17 protein-coding genes and 2 pseudogenes are annotated in these 21,650 nt (G+C 66.3%); 8 read left to right on the top strand and 11 right to left on the bottom strand.

The window, feature by feature from the left end; translation table 11 throughout:
- Positions 1-71: 71 nt before the first annotated feature.
- Complete coding sequence (ftsZ, locus tag FKV23_RS13290) at positions 72-1,295, top strand: cell division protein FtsZ (RefSeq protein ID WP_141624281.1); 1,224 nt, start codon at positions 72-74, stop codon at positions 1,293-1,295.
- Between the two features lie 367 nt (positions 1,296-1,662).
- Positions 1,663-2,574: a UDP-3-O-acyl-N-acetylglucosamine deacetylase gene (gene lpxC / locus FKV23_RS13285; protein ID WP_141624280.1), complete on the top strand. Its 912-nt coding sequence runs from the start codon at positions 1,663-1,665 to the stop codon at positions 2,572-2,574.
- A 164-nt stretch (positions 2,575-2,738) separates the two neighbouring features.
- Here lpxC and FKV23_RS13280 read toward each other — a convergent pair whose 3' ends face one another.
- Complete coding sequence (locus FKV23_RS13280) at positions 2,739-3,233, bottom strand: DUF721 domain-containing protein (RefSeq protein ID WP_141624279.1); 495 nt, start codon at positions 3,231-3,233, stop codon at positions 2,739-2,741.
- Here FKV23_RS13280 and FKV23_RS13275 point away from each other — a divergent pair.
- From FKV23_RS13275 to FKV23_RS13265, 3 genes are all read left to right on the top strand, one after another.
- Positions 3,214-4,128 carry a M23 family metallopeptidase gene (locus FKV23_RS13275; protein WP_141624278.1) on the top strand — a complete coding sequence of 305 codons (915 nt, stop codon included), beginning with the start codon at positions 3,214-3,216 and terminating at the stop codon, positions 4,126-4,128. The two genes, FKV23_RS13280 and FKV23_RS13275, sit on opposite strands and share 20 nt — an antisense overlap.
- 336 nt (positions 4,129-4,464) lie before the next feature.
- The gene (gene secA, locus FKV23_RS13270; RefSeq protein ID WP_141624277.1) at positions 4,465-7,194 is read left to right on the top strand and encodes a preprotein translocase subunit SecA; all 2,730 of its coding nucleotides are present in this window, start codon (positions 4,465-4,467) and stop codon (positions 7,192-7,194) included.
- Positions 7,195-7,329: 135 nt separating this feature from the next.
- Positions 7,330-8,310 carry a Nudix family hydrolase gene (locus FKV23_RS13265; RefSeq protein WP_141624276.1) on the top strand — a complete coding sequence of 327 codons (981 nt, stop codon included), beginning with the start codon at positions 7,330-7,332 and terminating at the stop codon, positions 8,308-8,310.
- A 29-nt stretch (positions 8,311-8,339) separates the two neighbouring features.
- Here FKV23_RS13265 and coaE read toward each other — a convergent pair whose 3' ends face one another.
- The 6 genes and pseudogenes from coaE to FKV23_RS17385 form a co-directional block, all read right to left on the bottom strand.
- Positions 8,340-8,990, bottom strand: a complete 651-nt coding sequence (gene coaE / locus FKV23_RS13260) for a dephospho-CoA kinase (RefSeq protein WP_141624275.1) — start codon at positions 8,988-8,990, stop codon at positions 8,340-8,342.
- 21 nt (positions 8,991-9,011) lie between these two features.
- Entirely contained in the window at positions 9,012-9,875 is an 864-nt protein-coding gene (locus FKV23_RS13255) for a prepilin peptidase (protein ID WP_141624274.1), read from the bottom strand.
- Between the two features lie 9 nt (positions 9,876-9,884).
- The gene (locus FKV23_RS13250) at positions 9,885-11,087 is read right to left on the bottom strand and encodes a type II secretion system F family protein (protein ID WP_407067681.1); all 1,203 of its coding nucleotides are present in this window, start codon (positions 11,085-11,087) and stop codon (positions 9,885-9,887) included.
- 383 nt (positions 11,088-11,470) lie between these two features.
- On the bottom strand, positions 11,471-13,192 hold the full coding sequence (gene pilB / locus FKV23_RS13245; RefSeq protein ID WP_141624272.1) for a type IV-A pilus assembly ATPase PilB: 1,722 nt from the start codon (positions 13,190-13,192) through the stop codon (positions 11,471-11,473).
- A gap of 573 nt (positions 13,193-13,765) precedes the next feature.
- Positions 13,766-13,867, bottom strand: a pseudogene (locus tag FKV23_RS17845) (prepilin-type N-terminal cleavage/methylation domain-containing protein); the annotation flags it as partial.
- A 606-nt stretch (positions 13,868-14,473) separates the two neighbouring features.
- Positions 14,474-14,573 (bottom strand): annotated as a pseudogene (locus tag FKV23_RS17385) (prepilin-type N-terminal cleavage/methylation domain-containing protein); the annotation flags it as partial.
- 343 nt (positions 14,574-14,916) lie between these two features.
- Here FKV23_RS17385 and FKV23_RS17840 point away from each other — a divergent pair.
- Positions 14,917-15,201, top strand: a complete 285-nt coding sequence (locus tag FKV23_RS17840) for an addiction module protein (RefSeq protein WP_407067626.1) — start codon at positions 14,917-14,919, stop codon at positions 15,199-15,201.
- A 52-nt stretch (positions 15,202-15,253) separates the two neighbouring features.
- Here FKV23_RS17840 and FKV23_RS13225 read toward each other — a convergent pair whose 3' ends face one another.
- The 4 genes from FKV23_RS13225 to FKV23_RS13210 all read right to left on the bottom strand — a co-directional run bounded on the left by FKV23_RS13225 (position 15,254) and on the right by FKV23_RS13210 (position 19,055).
- Positions 15,254-15,544 carry a type II toxin-antitoxin system RelE/ParE family toxin gene (locus FKV23_RS13225; protein ID WP_141624268.1) on the bottom strand — a complete coding sequence of 97 codons (291 nt, stop codon included), beginning with the start codon at positions 15,542-15,544 and terminating at the stop codon, positions 15,254-15,256.
- Positions 15,541-15,795 (bottom strand): antitoxin of toxin-antitoxin stability system, encoded by a 255-nt coding sequence (locus FKV23_RS13220; protein WP_208543295.1) that lies wholly within the window; start codon positions 15,793-15,795, stop codon positions 15,541-15,543. The genes FKV23_RS13225 and FKV23_RS13220 overlap by 4 nt, the downstream gene beginning before the upstream one ends.
- 113 nt (positions 15,796-15,908) lie before the next feature.
- The gene (locus tag FKV23_RS13215; protein WP_141624266.1) at positions 15,909-17,273 is read right to left on the bottom strand and encodes a sigma-54-dependent transcriptional regulator; all 1,365 of its coding nucleotides are present in this window, start codon (positions 17,271-17,273) and stop codon (positions 15,909-15,911) included.
- 126 nt (positions 17,274-17,399) lie between these two features.
- The gene (locus FKV23_RS13210) at positions 17,400-19,055 is read right to left on the bottom strand and encodes a sensor histidine kinase (protein WP_244244006.1); all 1,656 of its coding nucleotides are present in this window, start codon (positions 19,053-19,055) and stop codon (positions 17,400-17,402) included.
- A 294-nt stretch (positions 19,056-19,349) separates the two neighbouring features.
- On the opposite strand from FKV23_RS13210, the gene sucC reads away from it, so the two are divergent.
- Both sucC and sucD read left to right on the top strand, forming a co-directional pair.
- A complete protein-coding gene (gene sucC, locus FKV23_RS13200) occupies positions 19,350-20,513 on the top strand; it encodes an ADP-forming succinate--CoA ligase subunit beta (protein WP_141624263.1) in 1,164 nt (387 codons plus the stop codon).
- Positions 20,514-20,681: 168 nt separating this feature from the next.
- On the top strand, positions 20,682-21,557 hold the full coding sequence (sucD, locus tag FKV23_RS13195; RefSeq protein WP_141624262.1) for a succinate--CoA ligase subunit alpha: 876 nt from the start codon (positions 20,682-20,684) through the stop codon (positions 21,555-21,557).
- Positions 21,558-21,650 lie beyond the last annotated feature (93 nt).

Raw genomic sequence — 21,650 nt, 5'->3', positions numbered from 1 at the left:
CCAACCACAACAAGCACTCCCCACCGCAAGCACAACAACAACTAGCACTGCATCAACAGAGGACGAGGACAATGGCACACTTCGAACTGGTCGAGAGCATGGCGCCCAACGCCATCATCAAGGTCATCGGCGTCGGCGGCGGCGGCGGCAACGCGGTCGCCCACATGGTCAGCAGCAACGTCGATGGCGTGGAATTCATCACCGCCAACACCGATTCGCAGGCGATCAAGAACTGCGGGGCCAAGCTGCAGCTGCAGCTCGGCAGCAACGTCACCAAGGGCCTGGGCGCCGGCGCCAACCCCGAGGTCGGCCGTCAGGCCGCGCTCGAGGACCGCGAGCGACTGATGGACGCGATGGAAGGCGCCGACATGGTGTTCATCACCGCCGGCATGGGCGGCGGCACCGGCACCGGCGCAGCCCCGGTCGTCGCGCAACTGGCCAAGGAGATGGGCATCCTGACCGTCGCCGTGGTCACCAAGCCGTTCCCGTTCGAGGGCCGTCGCCGCATGCAGGTCGCACTCAAGGGCATCGAGGAGCTCAGCCACCACTGCGACTCGCTGATCACCATTCCCAACGAGAAGCTGATCACGGTGCTCGGCCGCAACGCGACCATGATCCAGGCCTTCCGGGCCGCCAACGACGTCCTGCTCGGCGCGGTGCAGGGCATCGCCGACCTGATCGTGCGCCCGGGCCTGATCAACGTCGACTTCGCCGACGTGCGCACCGTCATGTCCGAGATGGGCCTGGCGATGATGGGTACCGGTTCCGCCCGCGGCGACGACCGCGCCCAGGCCGCGGCCGAGTCGGCGATCCAGAACCCGCTGCTGGACGACGTCAACCTGTCGGGTGCCAACGGCATCCTGGTCAACATCACCGCCGGTCCGGACTTCACCATGGCCGAGTTCGACGAGGTCGGCCGCACGGTCGAGCAGTTCGCCTCCGAGGATGCGACCGTGGTCATCGGCACCGTGCTCGACCCGGACATGCAGGACGAGGTCAAGGTCACCGTGGTTGCCACCGGCCTCAACCGAGCCTCGGCCAAGCAGACCCGTCCGGGCGAGCAGCGCGCGCCGATCCAACTGGTCCGCAACGGCACCACCGGCCAGCCCGAGTTCAGCGCGATGGACGATGCCCCGGTTGTGCCGAGCTTCGGTGGCAGCCTGCGCCGCGGTGGCGGAATGGCCGAACCGGCCGCCCCGGCCCCGGCCGCATCGTCGGCACCGGACGTGGCCGATTTCGGCAACGACAGCAGCTACCTGGATATTCCGGCGTTCCTGCGCCGCCAGGCTGACTGACAAGGCGGTACTGCCGCCTACCTCCCCGGCCGGACTCGTCCCCGGCCGGGCGGGATATTCGTCCCGGACACCTGCCCGGGATCTTTGGGCCGGTCTGCGATTGCGGACCGGCCAGTTTCATTCCCCTGAATGACAGAACATGGCACGCGCAACGAATGTGACTGCCTTTTCGTTCAGGTTCAGCCACCTGCATGGTATTCTCCATCCGTTTTGAAGCGTCCCGATCCCGTACAGGGCGGGGCGGCTGTACCGGCCCGGTCGAGGAAAGGCCCGGCTCCGGTCCGCGCAAGCCATGCAGGTCGCATGCGCCGCGCGACAGCCGGCACCCCTCGATCCGGCAACATGACAAGGCAGAGGCCCCCCGAACATGCTGCGCCAGCGCACTCTCAAGAACGTGATCCGCGCCACCGGCGTGGGCCTCCACAGCGGTGAAAAAGTCTTCCTCACCCTGCGCCCGGCGGTGGTCGATGCGGGCATCGTTTTCCGCCGCGTCGACCTCGACCCGGTGGTCGAGATCCCGGCCAACGGCGAGCTCGTCACCGAAACCATGCTCTGTACCGGCCTGAGCTGCGGCGACGCCAAGGTCATGACCGTCGAGCACCTGATGTCCGCACTGGCGGGCCTGGGCGTGGACAACGTCATCATCGACCTGTCGGCACCGGAAGTGCCGATCATGGACGGCTCGGCCGGCCCATTCGTTTTCCTGCTGCAGTCGGCGGGCATCGCCGAACAGGAAGCGCCCAAGCGTTTCATCCGCATCAAGCGCCCGGTCGAAGTCCGCGATGGCGACAAGATCGCCCGCTTCACCCCGCACGACGGCTTCCGCATCGGCTTCACGGTCGAATTCGACCACCCGGCCATCCCGACCTCGCAGTCGCGGGCCGAGGTCGAATTCTCCACCGCCTCCTACGTCAAGGAGGTCAGCCGTGCCCGCACCTTCGGCTTCATGCGCGACCTGGAATTCATGCGCGAACGCAACCTCGGCCTCGGCGGCTCGATGGACAACGCCATCGTGCTCGACGAATTCCGGGTGCTGAACGAGGACGGCCTGCGCTACGCCGACGAGTTCGTCCGCCACAAGATCCTCGACGCGGTCGGCGACCTGTACCTGGCCGGCCACCCGATCATCGGCGCCTACGAGGGCTTCAAGTCCGGCCACGCACTCAACAACAAGCTGATCCGCGCCCTGCTGGCCGACCGCGAAGCCTGGGAAGAGATCAGCTACACCGATGAGCAGCAGCCGGTGCCGGTGATCTACGGCACCCCGGCGAGCGCCTGACAGCACCCCTCGACCGTGCTCTCGTCACAGACGTGAACGCTGGGTCACGACTTAACTAAAAATTAACAATTATTTTCTTATTTGTTTCTTTTTAGTTAACAAACGCCGCTCTCCACGCCAGTAGGATGCCCCGTCCTCCGGTTTTCTGTGGGTGTTTTCCCCAGTCAACCGGTCCCGGAATCGTCTGGTTCGTCTGTCTTCCTGTCCGGATCGGCAGCTTCCAGCGATGCCAGGGCCGACTGCAGCGCCTTGCGGGCGTGTGCGGACAGCGGGACAGGCCGAAGTGGCGCCGGTTCGGGTGGCGCAAGGGGAGTTTTCGACGCCCTGGCCACCACTTCGGTCGCAGCAAGCCCGATGGAGCGGGCCACGTCGATCAGTTCCGGCGCGGACATCCGTAGCCTGGATTGCCAAACCGGTGCGTCGACGACAAAAACCAGTTTGCCGTTGTTGATGTTCGCCAGCCGCACATGCGGGGCGAGCTCTTCCGGCAGATGGGGACGTAGGCGACGGTCGACCTCGTCGAGCCACATGGCGCGGCGAACAGGGTTGCCAGCCGGTTCCGCGAGCAGCGCATCGAGCGCTTCGAGCGGTTTCGACGGGCGTTGGGGTGACCTGGCTTTGGACTCAGACATCGGAAACATGACCTTCGAAAACATCATTCAAGCATCGCGACGGGTTGCCGCGCACCTGCTCCAGCATGGGGTGTACTTTGGTACCCGACGACCACTCCTGCTGGGTTCGGTGGTATTGGCGACCGGCCTGGCCGGCGGCCTCGGGGCCGGGATCGTGATGAACGCCTCGCTGCGAGCGCAAGTCACCGAACAGCAGGCCATGATCGAGCTTAATCGACGCGAGGCCCAGCGCGAGGTGAATGCGCTTGCCGCCCGCCTCGGCGAACTGCAGGCCGAGGCCAACCGCCTCAACGCCCTCGGCGAGCGCCTGACCCGCATCGGCCAGCTCGAAGACGGCGAATTCGACTTCGACAAGCCGGTGGGTATCGGCGGTGTCGGCCCGGTCGAGGACATTGCCCGGCCCGAGCTGGACGAAGGCCTGGAGCAGCTCGGCCAGCAGTTCAGCGTGGCCGGCGAGCAGCTGTCGGTGCTCGAGTCGCTGCTGTTCAACCGCCAGTTGGACCTCAACGCGGTGCCTTCGCGTACGCCGGTGGGGCGCAGCAGCTACATCACCTCCCATTTCGGTTACCGGGCCGACCCGTTCAGCGGCGGCCGGGCCTTGCACAAGGGGGTCGACTTCTCGGCCAGGACCGGTGACCCGGTATACGCCGTCGCCGATGGCGTGATCAGCTTTTCCGGTGCGCGCTCGGGCTATGGCAAGGTGGTCGAGGTCGACCACGGCAATGGCTACGTGACCCGCTATGCGCACAATTCGAAGCTGACCCGCAAGGCCGGCGAGCTGGTCCGCGCCGGGCAGGAAGTCGCCAAGGCCGGCTCGACCGGGCGTTCGACCGGCGCGCACGTGCATTTCGAGGTCTGGGAGAACGGCAAGGTCGTCAACCCGCGCAACTTCCTGAGCCAGCAGTCGCCGCTGAAGGGCTGACGCATCAGGTTGCATGGAAACGGGGCGGAAACGCTCCGTTTTTTTGTTTGAGCTGCTTGTGGCGGGTAAGCGAAGCGCACCCGGGGAGCACAGGCCGCCCGTCGCCGCAGATCATCCAGGGTGCGCTTCGCTTACCCGGGCTACGGAGTACGCGGCTCGTTCCGGCCCTCCGCCATAGGCTTCGGGCGCTCGATCAGCTACAAGGCAATGCCTTGTAAGCAGCCGATCTCGCCCCCAGCTACAATCGCAGTGCCAGAAGGGGCGCGCGGCGCCCCTTTTATTTTTGGGGGCCTGGCGCTTGCGCCGGCCCGTTCATGAACCCAACCGGTCCCATCCATGCTCAACAGCTTGCTTACCAGTGTCTTCGGCAGCCGTAACGAACGCCTGCTGCGCCAACTGCAACGCTCCGTCGACAAGATCAACGTGCTTGAGCCGGAGATGGAAAAACTTTCCGACGCCGAGCTGCAGGCCAGGACACCGGAGTTCCAGCAGCGCATTCGTGACGGTGAATCCCTCGACAAGGTCCTGCCCGAGGCCTTCGCGGTCTGCCGCGAGGCCTCGCGCCGCGTGCTGGGCATGCGCCACTACGACGTGCAGTTGATCGGCGGCATGGTCCTGCATCTGGGCAAGATCGCCGAAATGCGCACCGGTGAGGGCAAGACCCTGGTCGCGACCTTGCCGGTCTACCTCAACGCCCTGGAAGGCAAGGGCGTGCATGTGGTCACCGTCAACGACTACCTGGCCCGCCGCGACTCGGCGTGGATGGGCAAGCTCTACAACTGGCTGGGCCTGTCGGTCGGGGTGGTCTACCCGGGCATGAACCACGGCGACAAGCAGGCCGCCTACGCCGCCGACATCACCTACGGCACCAACAACGAGTTCGGCTTCGACTACCTGCGCGACAACATGGCGCTGTCGAAGGCCGACCGCAACCAGCGTCCGCTGAACTTCGCCATCGTCGACGAGGTCGATTCGATCCTGATCGACGAGGCGCGCACGCCGCTGATCATTTCCGGCCCGGCCGACGAGTCGCCGGAGCTGTACATCAAGGTCAACCGGATCGTTCCCAACATGAGCCGGCAGGAGGTCGAGGACGGCCTCGGCGATTTCTGGGTCGATGAGAAGCAGAAGCAGGTCCACATGTCCGAGGCCGGCCAGGAGCACGCAGAGGAGCTGTTGCGCAAGGCCGGCATCCTCGGCGAGGAGGAGGGCCTGTACGATCCGCACAACATCCACGTCGTCCACCATCTCAACGCCGCCATGCGCGCGCATGCCATCTACCAGCGCGACGTCGATTACATCGTCCGCGATGGCGAGGTGGTGATCGTCGACGAGTTCACCGGCCGCACCCTGCCGGGCCGGCGCTGGTCGGACGGCCTGCACCAGGCGGTCGAGGCGAAGGAGGGCGTGCCGGTCCAGCGCGAGAACCAGACCCTGGCCAGCATCACCTTCCAGAATCTGTTCCGCATGTACAACAAGCTGGCCGGCATGACCGGTACCGCGGACACCGAGGCCTTCGAGTTCAACAGCATCTACGGGCTGGAAGTGGTGGTGATCCCGACCAACCAGCCGGTGCAGCGCACGGACCACCCCGACGCGGTGTTCCTCAACCGCAACGGCAAGTACCGCGCGGTGGTCAACGAGCTCAAGGAGGCCAACGCCAAGGGCCAGCCGGTGCTGGTCGGCACCACCTCGATCGAGGTCTCCGAGCTGCTGTCCAACCAGCTGCGCGAGGCCGGCATCCACCACGAGGTGCTCAACGCCAAGCAGCACGAGCGCGAAGCCCACATCATTGCCCAGGCCGGCCGCCCGGGCGCGATCACCATCGCCACCAACATGGCCGGTCGCGGTACCGATATCGTGCTCGGCGGCTCGCTGGAGGCGGAACTCGAAGCGCTGGGCGAGGATATCGACGAGGCCACCCGCGAGCGGATCAAGGCCGAATGGCAGCAACGCCACGACGCGGTCAAGGCCGCCGGCGGCCTGCACATCATCGGCACCGAGCGCCACGAGAGCCGTCGCATCGACAACCAGCTGCGTGGCCGTGCCGGCCGTCAGGGCGATCCGGGCTCTTCACGCTTCTACCTGTCGCTGGAAGACAACCTGATGCGCATCTTCGCCGCCGACTGGGTGCAGAAGGTGATGGCGCGGATGGGCCTGCAGGAAGACGACATCATCGAGAGCGCGCTGGTCAGCAAGCAGATCGCCAACGCGCAGCGCAAGGTCGAGGCCCACAACTTCGACATCCGCAAGAACCTGCTCGACTTCGACGACGTCAACAACGATCAGCGCAAGGTCATCTACGGCCAGCGCGACGAGTTGCTCGAAGCCGAGAGCGTGAAGGAGAACATCGACGGCATTCGCTACGACGTGGTCGCTGCGATCGTCGCGCGCTTCGTGCCGCGGGACTCGATCGACGAGCAGTGGGATCTGGCGGGGCTGGACGCGGCTCTGGAGCAGGAATTGGGTCTGCGCGTTGACGTGACCGGACTGGTCGCGGGCAGCAAGGAGATCGACGCCCAGGGCATCGAGGAGCACGTGGTCAAGGCCGTCGACCAGCACTTCGCCGATCGCGAGGTCCAGCTCGGCACCGAAACCATGCGCCAGCTCGAGAAGCACATCATGCTCAACGTGCTCGACCAGAGCTGGAAGGAGCATCTGGCGCGCATGGACTACCTGCGCCAGGGCATCCACCTGCGTGGTTACGCGCAGAAGCAGCCCAAGCAGGAGTACAAGCGCGAAGCCTTCCAGCTGTTCAGCGAGATGCTGGAGAAGGTCAAGCGCGAGGTCATTACCCTGCTGGCGCGGGTCCGTATCCGTACCGAGGAAGAAATCGCGATGCTGGAAGCGCAGGAGCGCGCCGCCGCCGAAGCCAAGGCCCGGCAGATGCAGTTCCAGCATGCCGATGTCGGCGGTTACGGCGCCGACGAGGAAGCCGCCGCCGTGGCCGCGCCGGGGCAGGGCTTCCAGCAGGCCGCCCGTGCCATGCCCAAGGTTGGCCGCAACGATCCGTGTCCTTGCGGCAGCGGCAAGAAGTACAAGCACTGCCATGGGCAGTTGGGTTGAGCCGGCGTTAACCATCCGTAGCCCGGGCGAGGCGAAGTCGCACCCGGGGTTACGAACGGTCGACGCACGTTTCCCGGGTGCGGCCCACGCCTCTGAAGGCACGGGCTTTACCCGGGCTACGGGTGAGTCGTGCTGATGGCGGACTCCGAGTCCCGCATGCGAACCGTCGATGTAGTCGCAGCCGTCATCCGCGACGCTCGTGGCCGGGTCCTGCTGACCCGGCGCACCGAGGGCAAGGACTTCGCCGGCCGCTGGGAATTTCCCGGTGGCAAGCGCAAGCGCGGCGAGTCGCCCGAGGACGCCCTGGTCCGTGAACTGCGCGAGGAACTCGGCATCGAGGCCGAGCCCGGCCCGCACCTGATCACCGTCCCCCAGCTGTACCCGGACAAGCATCTGTACCTGGACGTGCGCGCGGTCGTCGACTGGCACGGCAGCCCGCGCGGCCGCGAGCAGCAGGCCATGGCCTGGGTGACGATGGAAAAGCTCGCCCGCTACACGATGCCGCCGGCGGACCTGCCGGTGGTGGCGGCGCTGCAACAGCCTGCCCACTACCTGGTGACCCCGACTCCTGGCGAGGACGACGCGTCGTGGCTGGAGGCCCTCGATGCGGCGCTGGCCGGTGGCGTCCAGCGGGTACAACTGCGCGCGCCCGGTCTCGACCCGGCGCGCTGGCAGCGATTGGCCACGGCCGCAGCGAAACGGTGTCGCAAGGCCGGGGCCGAAGTGCTGGTCAATGGCGGCGTGGAGCTGGCCAGGACGCTGGCAAGCGGCATCCATCTAACTGCGGCGCAGCTGCTGGCCAACAAGCGCCGACCATTGCCGGCGGGGCAACGGGTCGGCGCGTCCTGCCATACCCTCGAAGAACTGCGCCATGCCCAGGCGATCGGCTGCGACTTTGCCGTCCTCGGCCCGGTCAAACCCACGGCCAGCCATCCGGGCGTCGACGGCATCGGCTGGGACCGCTTCGCCAGCCTGCGGAAGCACGTCTCACTGCCGCTCTACGCCATCGGCGGCCTCGGCCCCGACGACCTTGCCGAAGCCCGTCGCCACGGTGCACAGGGGATCGCTGCGATCACGGCCTTGTGGCCTGCCCTCACCCCAACCCCTCTCCCGTAAACGGGAGAGGGCTATTTGACGCCGCTGCGTTAAGCCCTCATCCGATTACGAGAGGGGTTGGGGTGAGGGCCAGAGCCGGCCAATGTCCGGTAGCGCCGATCCAGCGCCGCGACATGCGCTTCCAATGCTTCGATCGGGCCGTCGTTGACGATCACATCGTCGGCCATCGCCAGCCGTTCGCGGCGGTCGGCCTGGGCCGCGATCATGCGGTCGGCGAGGGCAGCGTCGGCGCCGTCGCGGGCCATCAGCCGTTCGCGCTGCACCTCGACCGGCACGTCGACCACCAGGATCCGGTCCAGCCACGGATACGCCTCGCGGCCGCCGCCTTCGGCCAGCAGGGGAATCGCGGCGATCGCATAGGGCCCGGTGGCGGCCCGGCACTCGTCCATCAGCTGTCGGCGTACGCGGGGGTGGATGATCGCCTCCAGCCGACGCCGGGCGTCGGCATCGGCGAACACCCGCTTGCGCATCACCGCCCGGTCCAGGCTGCCATCCGCTGCCAGCACATCCGGGCCGAACGCCGCCGTGACTTCGGCAAGACCCTCCGACCCCGCCGCCACCGCCGCGCGCGCGGCGACATCGGCATCGACCACCACCACGCCCAGCGTCTCGAAACGCGCGCTCACCGCGCTCTTGCCAGAAGCCACGCCGCCGGTGATGGCGATGATGAAGCTGCTCATGGCTGGATTATGACTCAAGCCTCATGCCAGGCCCGAAATCCGCAGATACCAGTCGATCATCCCCTCGCCCCAGAAGAACACGATCCAGCCGGCGATCGCCAGATAAGGGCCAAACGGGATCGGGGTGGCGCGGTCGCGGCCTTTGGCGAACAGCCAGATCGAGCCGACGATGGCGCCGATCAGCGACGACAGCATGATCGTCGGCAGCACGCCGCTCAGGCCCACCCAGGCGCCGATCGCGGCCAGCAGCTTGAAATCGCCATGGCCCATGCCTTCCTTGCCGGTGAGTTGCTTGAACACCCACCACACCGACCACAGGCTAAGGTAGCCGGCGATCGCGCCGAGTAGGGCCGGCTTGGCCGGCATGTAGAGGTTGTCGGCTGCGGCGATCAACCCCAGCCACATCAGCGGCAGGGTGAGCTGGTCGGGCAGCAACTGGGTGCGGAAGTCGATGCCCGACGATGCGATCAGGAAGCACGAGAACAACGCCGCGCCGAAGCCCTGCCAGCCGAAACCGAACTGCCACACGCTGACCAGCGCCAGCAACATGGTCAGCATCTCCACCAGCGGATACTGCGGCGAGATCGGTGCCTTGCAGTTCCGGCATTTGCCGCGCAGGGCCAGCCAACTGAACACCGGGATGTTCTCGTACCAGCTCAGTTGGTGCTTGCAGTGCGGACAGTGCGAGCGCTCCACCACGATGCCGGGCGGTGGCGGGTCGTAGCCGTCGGGCTCGTCCAGCATCTCGCGCGCGTCGCGCTGCCACTCCCACTCCAGCCGCTTGGGCAGGCGCAGGATCACCACGTTGAGGAAGCTGCCCACCAGCAGCCCGAGGCCCGCCACCAGCGGATAGCCGATGGCGGGGTTCTGGTCTAGGAATGCCATTGCGGAAGCTTAGACGATCGTGGCGGCGAGTTTGAAGATCGGCAGGTACATCGCCACCACCATGCCGCCGACGAGCACGCCGAGGATCACGATGATCAGCGGTTCCAGCAGGCTCGACAGCGCATCGACCGCGTTGTTGACTTCCTGCTCGTAGAACTCGGCGACCTTGAACAGCATGGTGTCGAGCGCGCCGGCCTCCTCGCCGATGGCGGTCATCTGCACCACCATGTGCGGGAACAGGTTGACCTGCTTCATGGCCATGTTGACCGAAAAGCCGACCGCCACGTCGTCGCGGATGCGGTACACGGCCTTTTCGTAGACCGTATTGCCGGTGGCGCCGGCCACGCTGTCCAGCGCCTCCACCAGCGGTACGCCGGCCTTGAAGGTCACGCCCAGCGTACGCGCAAAGCGCGCGATCGCCGAGTTATGCAGAATCTCGCCGAGCACCGGAATCTTCAGCAGCATGCGATCGACAAAGTGCTGGAAGACCGGCGATCGCTTGAACACCATGATGAGCGCGACCGCCGCGCCCGTTCCGATCAGCAGGATCAGCCACCACCAGGCCACCATGAAGTTGCTGAGGCCGATGACCAGTTGGGTGAAGGCGGGCAGGTCGGCGCCGAAGCCCTGGAATACTTCCTCGAAGGTAGGGATGACGAAGACCAGCAGGATCGCGCTGACCAATAGGGCCACCGCAAGCACCGCGGCCGGGTAGAACATGGCCTTCTTGATCTTGCCCTTGAGCGCTTCCAGGTTCTCCTTGTAGGTGGCGACCGTATCGAGCACGGTCTCCAGCACGCCGGCCGACTCGCCGGCTCGGACCAGGTTCCGGTACAGTTCGTCGAACTGCACCGGGTGCTTGCTGATCGCCTCGCTGAGCGAGGAGCCGCTTTCCACGTCGGAGCGGATGGTGTTGACCATCTTCTGCATGCGCGGATTCTTGTTGCCGTTGCCGATGATTTCCAGCGCGCCGACGATCGGCACGCCGGCCTTCATCATGGTCGCGATCTGGCGGCTGAAAATGGCGATGTCGAGCGGGCTGACGCGTCTGCCGGCGGCACCGAACAACGGCTTGGGCTTGGGCTTGACCACCTTGGGGGTGATGCCCTGGCGGCGCAGCTCGGCGCGGATCATGTTCGCGTTCTTGGCGGGCTGCTCGCCCTTCATCACGACGCCGCGCTTGTCGGTGCCCTCCCAGACGAACATGGCCATGGGCTCGGCCCGGCGCACGGTAGTGGTCGCGGGCTTCGCGGCGGATCGGGTGACGGACATGAGTGGCCCCCAGTAAATGTAAAACCAAATGTAAAACAGTCGAATCGACGCGCCGGTCAGGACGCGTCATCCCCAGATGCGACCGCGGCGTGCTCCCCGCCCGCGATTGCCGGCAGCCGGGTCAAGGCCCAGCATGCCACGGCCAAGCATATCCTGCCCCTGTGCGTCAGGACAGCCACGGCGGTCACACCCTCAGTGCAGGCGCGCAGTACCCGTAGCCCGGGTAAGCGCAGCGCACCCGGGAAGACTTGCCGGCACCCTCCCCGGGTGCGGCCTGCGGCCTTACCCGGGCTACATGCTGCGCAGGAGAGACGTGGTGGCCGCTAATCCTTCGTCACCCGATTGATCTCGGCCAGACTGGTCACCCCGTTCTTGACCTTCAGCAGTGCCGACTGGCGCAGGTCGCGGACACCGGCCTTCTGCGCCGCCTCGGCGATCTGCATCGCGTTGCCGCCGGCCAGCACGATGGCCTGGATCTCGTCGCTCATCGGCATGACCTGGTAGATGCCGGTGCGGCCCTTGTAGCCCTCGGTGCAGTCCGGGCAGCCAACCGCCTCGTACAGGGTCAGGCCGGCGTCGATCTCTTCCTGGGTGAAGCCCTCGGCCAGCAGTGCATGCGCGGGCAGCTCCACCTTGCGCTTGCAGCTGTGCAGGCGCCGGGCCAGGCGCTGGGCGATGACCAGGGTCACCGAACTGGTGATGTTGAACGGCGCCACGCCCATGTTCATCAGCCGGGCGATGGTCTGCGGCGCGTCGTTGGTGTGCAGGGTCGACAGCACCATGTGGCCGGTCTGCGCGGCCTTGATGCCGATCTCGGCCGTCTCCAGGTCGCGGATTTCGCCGACCATGATCACGTCCGGGTCCTGGCGCAGGAAACTGCGCAGCGCGGCGGCGAAGGTCATCCCGCGCTTGGTGTTCATCTGCACCTGGTTGATGCCCGGCACGCGGATCTCGACCGGGTCTTCGACGGTGGATATGTTGCGGGTGTCGTCGTTGAGGATGTTCAGCGCGGTGTACAGCGACACCGTCTTGCCTGAGCCGGTCGGGCCGGTCACCAGCACCATGCCGTAGGGCTTGGCGATGGCGCCCAGGTACAGCTGCTTCTGGTCGCTCTCGTAACCGAGCATGTCGATGCCGAGCTTGGCCGCGCCGCCATCGAGGATACGCAGCACGATCTTCTCGCCAAAAAGGGTGGGCAGGGTGCTGACTCGGAAGTCGATCTGCTTGGTCTTGCTCAGGTTGAGCTTGATTCGCCCGTCCTGCGGCACCCGCTTCTCGGCGATGTCGAGCTGCGCCATTACCTTCAGGCGCGCGCCGATGCGGGCCTGCAGCTTGACCGGGACCTTGGCGATCTGCTTGAGCAGGCCGTCGATGCGCAGGCGCACCCGGTATTCGGTCTCGTAGGGTTCGAAGTGGATGTCCGAGGCACCGCGGCGGATCGCGTCCACCAGCACCTTGTTGACGAACTTGACCACCGGAGTGTCGTCACCCTTGGCGTCGACGCCGGAGTCGCCGCCGGCCTCGGCGTCGACATTGCCGACCTCCAGGTTCTCCAGCCCTTCATCGCCGGCGGCGCTTTCGAGCACGTCGGCGCTGTCCAGCCAGCGGTCCAGGTTGCGCCGGATCGACTCGTCGTCGACCAGCACAGCGTCCACCACCAGGTTGGTCTGGAACTTGATCTCGTCCAGCGCATGGATGTTGGTCGGGTCGGCGATGCCGATGAACAGGCGGTTGCCGCGCTTGTACAGCGGCAGCACGTTGTGCTTGCGAGCCAGCTCTTCGCTGATCAGCCGGATCGCCGACTGCGTCGGGTCGAGCGCGCCAGGGTCGAACAACGGCATGCCGAACTCGACCGAGTTGGCCGCCGCCAGCGCCGGTTGCGACACCAGCCGCTTCTCGGCCAGGTACAGCGCCAGCGGTTTCTTTTCCGTGGTGGCCGCTTCCATCGCCTCGCGGGCGGCATGCTCGTCGAGCGCGCCGTCCATGACCAGGCGCCGGGCAATGCCGGTGATGCCGACCAGGTTGGTGGTCGCGACGGTGTTCATCCTGTCCCCTGATATTTCCCGAGCCGACTCTACCGCAAAGCATACCCGCGCCGAACGGACGTGGTACACGAAATCCCCGGCCGGCCCGCGTCATCAAGCCGTCGGGCTATGGCGATTGTCTCTGCCAGTCGGATGGGAGCAGGTCGCGGGCGCACCTGTGCTGGGAAGGCGGAGAACGGCCTGTCACTGCGGCAAGTGAGGTGGCCGCGTTTGGCTGGGTTGAAGTGGGTGTAGGCAGTGTGCACTTTCAGGTCGCGTTGGTCGCGGGAAGGATGCTTCCGATGCCGCGGTTACCATGCGTTGGCCTGGCCGCACTGGCACCGCGGTTGCCCGCCGTGCCGGGCGTCACTGCAGCGTACAGTTGCCGGTGTCCATATCGCACAAGGTTTGCCGTGAGCCCGGTAGCTGCGGGGTGCCGGTGATGTCGGTGCCGATGGCGCTGGCATCGTCGGCGGCGCTGCAGGCCTGGAGCGGGGCTGGGTCGGGGGTGCTGCCATTGTGCAGGGTGGCAAGGGAGAAGTTGGCGTAGCTCTTCATCTCGGCCTGACAGGCGCCCTCTGCCGAGCGAACACGATATTCGTTGTAGGCCGGTAGCGCGATAGCGGCTAGAATGGCGATGATCGCGACCACGATCATCAGTTCGATTAGTGTGAAGCCGCGCGCGATGCGGATCATGGCAGCAGTCCCCTGTGTGTGCCTTCTAGTGGCAGCAAGAGCCGTGCCAGCGAGTCCCCTAGTTCAGCGCTGCATGCGGGTTCCGTGACGTATGTCGCATTAGTGTCCGCGGCGTGCTGGAGAACTCGACGGCTGGGTGACCGGCTTCTGCATTATGGGCCGGTGCTTGCAGGCAAACCCATCCGGACGGTACATCGCCGTGTTCGCGAAAACGGTGGCCGGCGGGGCGGAACACCCCTGACTCCGGCTGGCGGCTGTTCTTGCGGAATTCATATCTCGGACTTTGGTGAAGAACCCAAAAAGAAGGCCCCTCGCTGAGGGGCCTTCCAGGGTGCTTGCGAATACGCGATCAGACTGAGGGGACCATCGTGCAGGTAGCTGTTTGAAGGTCACAATCGGTAGTCGACACGCCCGGGGAGTTCGGGGTGAAACTCACCGTGCCGCCCGCCTGAACCGCCGCCTCATCAATGACGTCGGTAAATGCCTGACAGGCGCCAGTGCCGTCAGGAGCTGTCGGTTGGTTCATTGACGACTGGGCAGCGGCTACCGCCGAGTTCATGTAGGCCTTGGCCTCGGACTGGCAGGCGCCTTCAGCCGAGCGGATGCGGTAATCGTTATACGCCGGCAGCGCGATGGCGGCCAGGATTGCGATGATCGCGACGACGATCATCAGTTCGATGAGGGTAAAGCCTTGCTGCTTCTTCATTTGTGTTTCCCCTAGGGTTGTTGAACTTCACGTGCCTGCCGGCCCGGATCCCCGGTCCATCGGCTTGCCGTGCGTGCTGCACGTGCAGGGGAATACACGCACAACCCGTGCCAACGGCATTCAGATGGCTGGACGGGGGCTAAATCCCGTCACCATCACCCATTTTTTGTGATAAAAGTCAAGCTTGCAGTGACCTGAATGGGCAGTCCGTCGGATGAAAGTGACGCGCAACGTCAGTTTCGGGGCGTAGGGTAAGGGTCTCAGGCCGCCGTCAGTTCCAGCTTGCCGACACGCTGCAGGTCAACTTGCTTGCGGGCGACCCACAGGTCATGGACAGGGCGCAATGCTCACGCGCGGCTTGGCGCGGGGATGCCGGAGGTGCCCTCTCGGCCGGGCCGCTTGTCCGGTGGCGCGGGCGGCTGCCATCCAACGCATGTCCACGGCCGAGAAACTGCGGGCCATGGAAGAGTTGTGGGAGTCGTTGAGTAGCGAGGAGGGAGGCGCTTTGGCGTCGCCTGAATGGCACGAGGACGCGCTGCGTGAAACGGAAGCGCGACATGCGGCGGGTGGGGAGCATCCGTTGGATTGGGTTGCTGCAAAGCGGGAGTTGCGCAAGCCGCGCCGATGAGACTGGAGATACTGCCGGCCGCCATGGGTGATCTTGGCCTGGGGGCAGCCTGCTATCGATCCACCGGGGGCCACTGGCGGGCTGTGTGGGTCAGGGCAAGGATCCAGACGGTGGCTTCACCCGGGTCGACCTCGTACACGAGGCGATAGTGCTCGTGCGGGACCAGTTCTCGGGTGCCCGGAACCATGCCGGGGTGTCCGAGCAGGGGGAAGTCGGCGAGCCTGGCAGTGGCATCCTCGAAAAGCTGGTCCATCCGCGATGCGGCATGAGGGTTGTCGGTCGCGATGTGATCCATCACATCCGAACGATCCAGTTCTGCGTCGGGCGTCCAGCGGACCCTCACGAGCGAGCAGTCAACCTGGCGCGTCTGGCGGCAAATTCAGCCTCGACTTCATCGTTGTCACGGCCAAGCCCGGCACGCATCTGCTCCCGGGCTTTCTCGACCTTGCGGCGCAGGAACTCGTCGTATTCCCGGGCCTCGCGCTGCCGCTGGACGAACTCGCGCATCAACTCCCGTACGACCTGCGATGCCGGGCGGTGTGCCGCTGCGGCTTCGGCCATGAACTGGTCGCGCAGCTCGGGCTCCAGTTTCATCGTGAACACGGCTTCTTTGGACATGATGCCCTCGCGGACTCGTGGGTAGGTACTTTGTATATACCTTTTATTTACCCGGGTCCAGTTGGCGAGCGCTTCGGGCAGCCATGCATTCAGTCGATCCCGAGTTTCTTGAGCTTGTAGCGCAGCGCCCGGAAGGTGATGCCCAGGGCCTGCGCGGTGCGGGTCTTGTTGTAGCGGTTTTCCTGCAGGGCGTGCTGGATGGCGGCACGCTCGATCTCCTCGATGTATGAGGGCAGGGCGCTGGTGGCGGTGTCGCGCGGGTCGAGGGTGCGCGGATCGAGCGGACTGTTGTGGGGGTCGGTCTCGACGCGGGGCAGGTGCAGGTCGCCGGCGGTCAGCATTTCGTCGTCGGCGAGGGCCAGGGCGCGTTCGAGGATGTTCTCCAGTTCGCGCACGTTGCCGGGGAACGGGTACTTGCGCAGGGCGTCGACGGCGCTGTCGTCGAGCCGCGGCACCACGCGGCCCTGGGCTTCGGCGAGGCGGCCGAGGATGCGGGCCGACAGGCCGGGCAGGTCTTCGAGGCGCTCGCGCAGCGGTGGCACGCGCAGTTCGATGACGTTGATGCGGTAGTAGAGATCCTGGCGGAACCGGCCTTCGGCGACCAGTTTCGACAGGTCCTTGTGGGTGGCCGAGAGGATGCGCACGTCGACCGGGTTCTCGCTGTTGGCGCCGACCGCGCGGACGGATTTCTCCTGGATCGCGCGCAGCAGCTTGACCTGCATCGGCAGCGGCAGTTCGGCGACCTCGTCGAGGAACAGGGTGCCGCCCTCGGCGGTCTGGAACAGGCCCGGCTTGTCGGCGTGGGCACCGGTGAAGCTGCCCTTCTTGTGGCCGAAGAACTCGCTTTCCATCAGCTCGGACGGGATCGCGCCGCAGTTGACCGGCACGAACGGGCCGGCCGAACGGGCACCCTCGGCGTGGATGGTGCGGGCGACCAGTTCCTTGCCGACGCCGGATTCACCGGCGATGTAGACCGGGGCCTGGCTGCGCGAGACCTTGGCGATGGTCTGCCGCAGCGTGGTCATGGCCGGGGAATCGCCATACAGGCGCGAGGCGACGGCATCGACATCGGCCTTGCGTGCGGCCTGCAGGTCGAGCGCGTGGCGGACCAGGTCGCGCAGCACGTTGAGATCGACGGGCTTGGCGACGAAGTCGAACGCGCCGGCCTTGAGCGCCTCGACCGCGGCCTCGACGTTGCCGAAGGCGGTGATCATGGCGACCGGGGTTTCCGGGTATTTCTGGCTGATGTCGCTGATCAACTCGATGCCGGAACCGTCCGGCAGGCGCATGTCGGTCAGGCACAGGTCGTAGCGGTTGCGCTGCAACTGGGCACGGGCATCGCCGACGCTGGACGCGGTGTCGCAACGCAGCCCCATCCGGCCCAGTGTCATCACCAGGAGTTCGCGGATGTCGCGTTCGTCGTCGACGATGAGTGCGCTGCGTGTCTCGGTCATTACTTTCCTCTCCCCCCAGCGGACCACGATAGCCGATGGGCGGGGGGGCGGCCAAGGCCGGAAGTCCCGGTAACCACCTCGTCCTTGCCCTGTCCGCCATGCGGAAAAGGGGAAGGCTGGCGCCGATCAGGCGCCCGCTGTGGCGGAGCGTGTGCGGCGCCCGGGCACGGGTTGTTCCTGCATGCCGGGGGTGAAGCGGATGCGGAAGCAGCTGCCGACGCCCGGCGTGGGCACGTATTCGAGCGTGGCCTGGTTGGCGCGGCACAGCTCGCGGGCGATGTACAGGCCCAGCCCGGTGCCGTGCGCGGAGGTGGTGAAGAACGGGCGGAACAGTTGCAGGGCGACGCGCTCGGGGACGCCGGGGCCGCGGTCGATCACGTCGATGCGGTGCGCGCCCTTGTCGTCGTTGTGGACGTGGACGGTGACCCGGGCCGGTTCGCCGGGCTTGCGGCCGTACAGCAGGGCGTTGTGGACCAGCACGGTGAGCACCTGGTGCAGCTGGCGCGGGTCGGCCATCGCGGTCGTCCGTGCCTGGCTGGAGGTGGCGAGCAGGGTGTCGTTCTCGATCGGGTGGCCGGCCAGGTATTCGTCGACGAACTGGCGGGTCAGGCCGGCCAGTTCGACGTGTTCGGGCTTGGCCGGTTCGCGCCGGGCCAGGCCGAGCACGTTGTCGACGATGCCGTTCATGCGCGTGCCCTGCTGGTGAATGATCTCCAGCAGGCGGCGGTCGGCAGGGCGGATGTCGTCGGATTCCTCCAGCAGCTGTACGGCGTAGTTGATCGCCGCCAGCGGGTTGCGGATCTCGTGGGCGAGGCTGGCCGAAAAGCGCCCGAGGGTGGCCAGGGTGATCGATTCGGCCCGCTGCGAGAGCAGCGAGGTGTCGTCGAGGAAGATCAGGGTCTGGTCGCTGCCGGCCAGCAGGCGGGCGAAGCGGGGCACCACTTCGGGCTGGTCGGGGCCGGGCTGGAACGGGGTCTCGTCGGCCTTGGCGCCGATGCCGCCGTTGCGCCAGACGGTCAGCCGGCGGGCCAGTTCCGGCATCAGGATGTCGAGCGAGACGACCTCGTCGTCGCGGCGGCTGCCCAGCAGGGCGGTGGCGGCCTCGTTGGCCAGCACGATTTCGTTGTCGCCGTTGACCACCAGCACGCCGGTGCGCAGGCGGCGGATGATCAGCTCGTTGACTTCGACCAGGTGGGCGGTCTCGGCGCCGCGGCGTTCGGCCAATGCCTGGCTGGCCCGCATCTGCCGGCCAAGCACGCTGGTCAGGGTGGCCATGGCCATGTAGCCGACCGCGAACATCAGCGGCTCGACCAGTGCACGCCCGTCCGGGTCTTCGACGCCCGATGTCCAGACGTATTCGCCGATCAGGCCGGCCACGGCCACCAGCGCCATGCCGATGCCCAGCCGGGTCGGCAGCAGCAGGGCGGCGGCACCGACGTTGAAGATCAGCATCAGTGCGATGCCGGTGGCGGCGACCGGGATGGTGTGGATGGCGAGGATGCCGAAGCTCAGGTCGGCGCCGATGCCGATCAGGGCATTGAGCCGCAGGTCGCCCGTGCGACCGAAGGCGAACAGCAGCACCGCGACGAACACATAGGAAATGGCCAGCGCCTGTGCGAACAGCTCGTGGCGGGGTTCGGGCAGGAACCCGGAGAACGGGCCATACAGCACCAGCAGCAGCATCGCCGCCTCGAGCAGGCGGTAGAGGGTGAAGAAGTGCAGCTCGCGGCGGAGGGCCTTGTCGGCGTCGGCGACTTGCAGGGTGGCGATTCTGAGCGGCAAGAGCGGCATCCCCGGGGCGTGGCTGGTGACGAGTATGGCATCCGTGTCAGGCACGCGGAAAAGCGGCCCTCACCCCAACCCCTCTCCCGCAGGCGGGAGAGGGGCTCTAGTAGCACGAGTCGTCCGATCAAAGCCCCTCTCCCGCCTGCGGGAGAGGGGTTGGGGTGAGGGCCGCCCTCCCGCGACTTTGCCCGCCGCCGCCCGATCGGCGACAATGGCGGGCCCTTTCGCGCCCATTCCAGCCCGGCTGGAGTGCCGCCGCGTGGGTTTCTGTTCAACTCCCCTCGGTGACGCATGAACTTTCACGAATACCAGGCAAAGCAGCTGTTTGCCGACTACGGCATCGCGGTGCCGGCCGGGCGCGTGGCCCGTACTCCTGACGAGGCCGTCGCGGCGGCCAAGGAAATCCCGGGCGACCTGTGGGTCGTCAAGGCCCAGATCCACGCTGGCGGCCGCGGCAAGGCCGGCGGCGTCAAGCTGGCCAAGACCTACGACGAGGTCAAGCAGTACGCCAAGGCCATGCTCGGCACGAAGATGGAGACCTATCAGTCGGCCGGCGTGGCTCTGCCGATCGACTCGGTACTGATTTCCGAAGGCACCGACATCGACAAGGAGCTGTACCTGTCGGTGCTGGTCGACCGCGGCACCCAGTCGATCACCTTCATTGCTTCCAGTGAGGGCGGCGTGGAGATCGAGAAGGTCGCCGAGGAGAACCCCGATGCGATCAAGACCCTCAACGTGAACTACGTCGAGGGCCTGCAGCCGTACCAGTGCCGTGACCTCGGCTTCGCCCTGGGCCTGACGGCCAAGCAGGTCGGCCAGCTGACGAAGATCATGATGGGCCTGTACAAGCTGTTCAACGAGAAGGACCTGGCCCTGGTCGAGCTGAACCCGCTGGCGATCCTCACCAATGGCGACCTCGCCGTGCTCGACGGCAAGGTCAACAGCGACGACAACGCGACCTTCCGCCACAAGGACCTGGCCGCGATGCGCGACATCCGCCAGGAGGACGAGACCGAGGTGCTGGCCAGCCAGCATGACCTCAACTACGTCACCATGGACGGCAACATCGGCTGCATGGTCAACGGCGCCGGCCTGGCGATGGCGACCATGGACGTGATCAAGCTGGAAGGTGGCGAGCCGGCCAACTTCCTCGACGTCGGCGGCGGCGCCACCAAGGAGCGTGTGACCGAGGCGTTCAAGCTGATCCTGTCGAGCGACAAGGTGAAAGCGATCTTCGTCAACATCTTCGGCGGCATCGTCCGCTGCGACATGATCGCCGAGGGCATCATCGCGGCGGTCAAGGAAGTCGACGTCAAGGTGCCGGTGATCGTGCGCCTGGAAGGCACCAACGTCGAGGCCGGCAAGGACCTGCTGAAGAACTCCGGCCTGGCCATCACCGCCGCCGACGACATCAACGACGGCGCCAAGAAGGCCGTCGCCGCCGTCGCCGCTTGAGGTCGCACGGGGCGTCTGTCCGGCCCTTCACAGCCCCCTTGAGTCAAGGGGGCTGCCCTGCGCGAAGCGCAGGGTGGGGGATCTGGAAGCATGTCCCGGCGGACATCGGCAAGCCGATGTCCGAAGCATCCGAAGCCAGTCAACTACAAGAATTCAGGGACTATCAGAATGTCCGTTCTCATCAATAGCAACACCAAGGTCATCGTGCAGGGCTTCACCGGCTCGCAAGGCACCTTCCACGCCCAGCAGATGCTCGACTACGGCACCAAGGTCGTCGGCGGCGTCACCCCGGGCAAGGGCGGCAGTGAGCATCTCGGCCTGCCGGTCTTCAACACCGTTTCCGATGCCGTCAAGACGACCGGCGCCGACGCCTCGGTCATCTACGTGCCGCCGCCGTTCGCGGCCGACGCGATCCTCGAGGCCGCCGCGGCAGGGATCAAGGTCATTGTCTGCATCACCGAGGGCATCCCGGTGCTCGACATGCTGCGCGTCAAGAACGTGCTCAAGGGCCACCCCGACACCGTGCTGGTCGGCCCGAACTGCCCCGGCGTGATCACTCCGGGCGAGTGCAAGATCGGCATCATGCCGGGCCACATCCACCAGCCGGGCAAGATCGGCATCGTGTCGCGTTCCGGCACCCTGACCTATGAAGCGGTCAAGCAGACCACCGACGTCGGCCTCGGCCAGTCGACCTGCATCGGCATCGGTGGCGACCCGATCAACGGCACCAACTTCATCGACGCGCTGAAGTGGTTCCAGGACGATCCGCAGACCGAGGGCATCATCATGGTCGGCGAGATCGGCGGCAGCGCCGAGGAAGAGGCGGCCGAGTACATCGCCCAGCACGTGACCAAGCCGGTGGTCGGCTTCATCGCCGGTGCCAGCGCCCCGAAGGGCAAGCGCATGGGCCACGCCGGCGCGATCGCGTCGGGCGGCTCGGGCACGGCCGAGGGCAAGTTCGCGGCGATGGAGAAGGCCGGTGTGACCACGGTCAAGTCGCCGGGCGACCTCGGCGCGGCGATCGCGGCACGGCTGGCGAAGTAAGCCGTCGTTCGAATCGAGTCGCGGAAAGGCCACCTTCGGGTGGCCTTTCTGTTTGGGGTTCTCGCGAAAGGACGGCCCTCACCCCAACCCCTC

It is taken from the genome of Lysobacter alkalisoli (assembly GCF_006547045.1).
Lineage (GTDB): Bacteria > Pseudomonadota > Gammaproteobacteria > Xanthomonadales > Xanthomonadaceae > Marilutibacter > Marilutibacter alkalisoli.
This window is presented reverse-complemented; position numbering and strand designations above follow the sequence as displayed.